Source organism: Stenotrophomonas sp. STEN029, from assembly GCF_056760015.1.
In genome coordinates this window covers 1-2,921 of the sequence record NZ_JBRREC010000167.1, presented here as the reverse complement: position 1 = coordinate 2,921, position 2,921 = coordinate 1, and the positions used below count along the sequence as shown (strand labels likewise).

Below are 2,921 nucleotides of genomic sequence, written 5' to 3'. Positions count from 1 at the left end.
CCGAGCGCGCGCACCTGCGCCGACAGCGCATTGATGTGCTCGATCTGGCGCGGGTCGGTCTCATACGCGGTCTTGAACGCGGCCAGGTCGGTATAGGCGCGTTGCACATCGATGTTGACGATGGCCGGGCGCGCGCCGAAGCCGAACCTGGCGCGGTTGGGGTTGGCCTTGACCTGCTCCCAGTACTGGCGGGCGGTGAGGTTGGACGTTTCCATCACGGGCATGGGGTCTCTCCGGTGCAGTAGTGGGAATCAGGTGGCCGAGGCGCGCGCGCGTTCGTCGCGCACCAGGGTTGCGGCCAGCAGGGCCAGCACGATCAGCGCGCAGATCAGGCTGAAAGCGATGTGGTAGCTCTTGGTGATATCGAAGATCTTGGCCGTTACCCAGATGCCGAGGCCGGCGGTGGTCGCATCGAGCAGGGTGATGGTGCCGAGGATCTTGCCGGCCGAGCCCAAGCCGAAGGCGTTGACCGCCAGCAGCTGGATCATCGTGTACAGGCCACCCCAGCCCAGCCCGAACAGGGCCAGCGAGTACCAGATCAGGTCGGCACGCATCGTCGCCAGGATCAATGCACCTGCGGCCATGATCGTCAGGTTGACCAGGAACACGCGCTTGGCCGGCAATACATCGGCAAGGAAGCCAAAGATGAACTTGCCCACCATCGCCAGCCCGAACATCAGGCCAAGGCCATTACCAGCGGTGGCCGGCTCAAAGCCGAGGTCGCGCATGTGCAGGAACAGGTTGGACGCGACCGCCATGATCGAGAAGAAGGTGGTCATCGCCACGAAGGCCAGCACCCAGAAGGTGCGGGTGCGCATCGCCTGCTGGTAGCTCAGGTCCGGCAATGAAGACGCGGCCGGCTTGCCAGCGGCTGCCTTGGCGGCCAGCGTGTCCGCGCCCCAGGGCTGGATGCCGCCCGGGCGCGGGCTGCGCACGAACAGGAAGGCCAGGATCAGGAACGCCAATGGAATTGCGGCTTCCCACAGCAGCGCGGCGCGCCAGTCCATGCTCTGCATCAGCTGCACGCCGAGTTTGGGGAACACCATGCCGCCGAGGCTGGTACCGACCAGGGCAATGCCGATCGCGGTGCCGCGATGGGTGGCAAACCACTGCGAGACGAAGATCACCGCCACATTCAGGCCGGCGGCGACCAGCACCGCGGCAAAGCCGACGTGGATCCAGTACAGGTGGGCCAACGAATGGATGTGCGCATAGGCCGCATATAGCGCCGCCAGCAGCGCGATGCCGGCCAACACCAGCTTGCGCGGGCCGACCTTGTCGATCAGCGCACCCAGGAACGGCGCCATCCAGCCGGCCAGCACCAGGGTGATCAGGTCGCGCAGCTTGAGCTCGCTGCGGCTCCAGCCGAAGTCCTTGAGCAGGGATTCGTCGAAAGCGGTCAGGCCGGTCACGGTCAGGCCGTTGGAGACCAGCAGCACCAGCATCCCCATCAACGCCATCAACCACGGGTAATAACGCTTCAACTTCATCGACGCACCTCAAGAGTTGGGTTATGGCAGGTAGATACGCCGGTGGGGGACTTCCGCCGCCGACGTTGACCGGGAACGGATGGCATGCCTACACTTTGTCCGGACAAAGTGTGCCACAGTCTTTTACCCGGGAGGAAGCCATGCAAACCGTGATCGTCCTGTTCAACCTCAAAGCCGGCGTCAGCCGTGAGGAATACGAGGCCTGGGCGCGTGCCAGCGACCTGCCGGTGGTCAATGCGCTGCCGTCGGTGGAGACGTTCGAGGTACTCAAGGCCAGCGGTCTGTTGATTGGTGAAGGCAGTTCCCCGTACGACTACATCGAGCTGATGCGCATTCCGGACATGGCCGCGTTCGGCGCAGACCTCGCCGACCCGAGCGTGCAGGCCGGTGCAGCGCAGTTCCAGCAATACGCTGACAATCCGTTGTTCATCCTCACCAGCGCGCTGTAAGCGCACAAGGAACATTGGTCATGGCTCGTTTCCCCGAATTGCAGGGCAAGGTCGCACTCATCACCGGCGCTGGTCGCCGCGCCGGCCTGGGCGAGGGCATTGCCCGCCGCCTGCTGCAGGAAGGCTGCAAGGTGGTGCTGACCGACATCGGCCAGGTGCGCGGCGCCGAGATGCCGGTCACTGCGGTGGGTACCGACGAGGAGCTGGCGCAGGTTGCCGCCGAATTGGCTGCCGGCAGCGGTGGCGAGTGCGTGGCGATGGCATTGGATGTGCTGGAAGAGGCGCAGGTGGAGGCAGTGGTCAAGGCCACGGTCGAGCGCTTCGGCCGCCTCGACATCCTGGTCAACAACGCCGGCATCGGCTATTTGATGAAGTCGCTGGTCGACATCGATGCCAGGGAATGGGACGCGGTGCTGGGCGTGAACCTGCGCGGCGCCTTCCTGACCATCAAGCATGCCGGCCGGCAGATGATTGCCCAGGGTGGTGGCCGCATCGTCAACATCGCTTCGCAGGCGGCCAAGTCGGCGTTCCCGCATGCAGCGGCGTATTGCTCGTCCAAGCACGGCCTGGTCGGCCTGACCCGCGTCGCGGCGCTGGAGCTGGGAGCGCATGGGATCAACGTCAACGCGGTGTGCCCGAACCATGTGACCACGGGTCTGGGTGCCTGGCAGAACGAATACTTCGCGGGAAAGCAGGGGAAGAGCGTGGAGCAGTACCTGGCGGACATGCGTGCACGCATTCCGGCAGGGCGCGCGGGTCTGCCTTCGGATACGGCCGCAGCCACGGCGTTCCTGTGCTCGGACGACGCGGTCTACATCACCGGCGAGGCGATCAATGTCTCGGGTGGTGAGGAGAACCATTGAGGCAGTGCCAACCCACTCTCAGATCGTCATTCCCAGCCAACCTCCAGATCGTCATTCCCGCGAAGGCGGGAATCGCTCTTGCTCCGGCTCGTCATTCCCGCGAAGGCGGGAATCGCTCT

4 protein-coding genes are annotated in these 2,921 nt (G+C 64.8%); 2 read left to right on the top strand and 2 right to left on the bottom strand.

Features of this window, described 5'->3' with window-relative positions:
* Both ACVOLI_RS20375 and ACVOLI_RS20370 read right to left on the bottom strand, forming a co-directional pair.
* A partial coding sequence (locus ACVOLI_RS20375; protein WP_481615770.1) for a hypothetical protein occupies positions 1-224 on the bottom strand: 224 nt, incomplete at its 3' end.
* Between the two features lie 27 nt (positions 225-251).
* Complete coding sequence (locus ACVOLI_RS20370) at positions 252-1,490, bottom strand: MFS transporter (RefSeq protein WP_481615769.1); 1,239 nt, start codon at positions 1,488-1,490, stop codon at positions 252-254.
* A gap of 140 nt (positions 1,491-1,630) precedes the next feature.
* Here ACVOLI_RS20370 and ACVOLI_RS20365 point away from each other — a divergent pair, with 140 nt between their 5' ends.
* Both ACVOLI_RS20365 and ACVOLI_RS20360 read left to right on the top strand, forming a co-directional pair.
* Entirely contained in the window at positions 1,631-1,939 is a 309-nt protein-coding gene (locus ACVOLI_RS20365) for a hypothetical protein (protein WP_481615768.1), read from the top strand.
* A 20-nt stretch (positions 1,940-1,959) separates the two neighbouring features.
* The gene (locus ACVOLI_RS20360) at positions 1,960-2,802 is read left to right on the top strand and encodes an SDR family NAD(P)-dependent oxidoreductase (protein WP_481615767.1); all 843 of its coding nucleotides are present in this window, start codon (positions 1,960-1,962) and stop codon (positions 2,800-2,802) included.
* Positions 2,803-2,921: the final 119 nt, after the last annotated feature.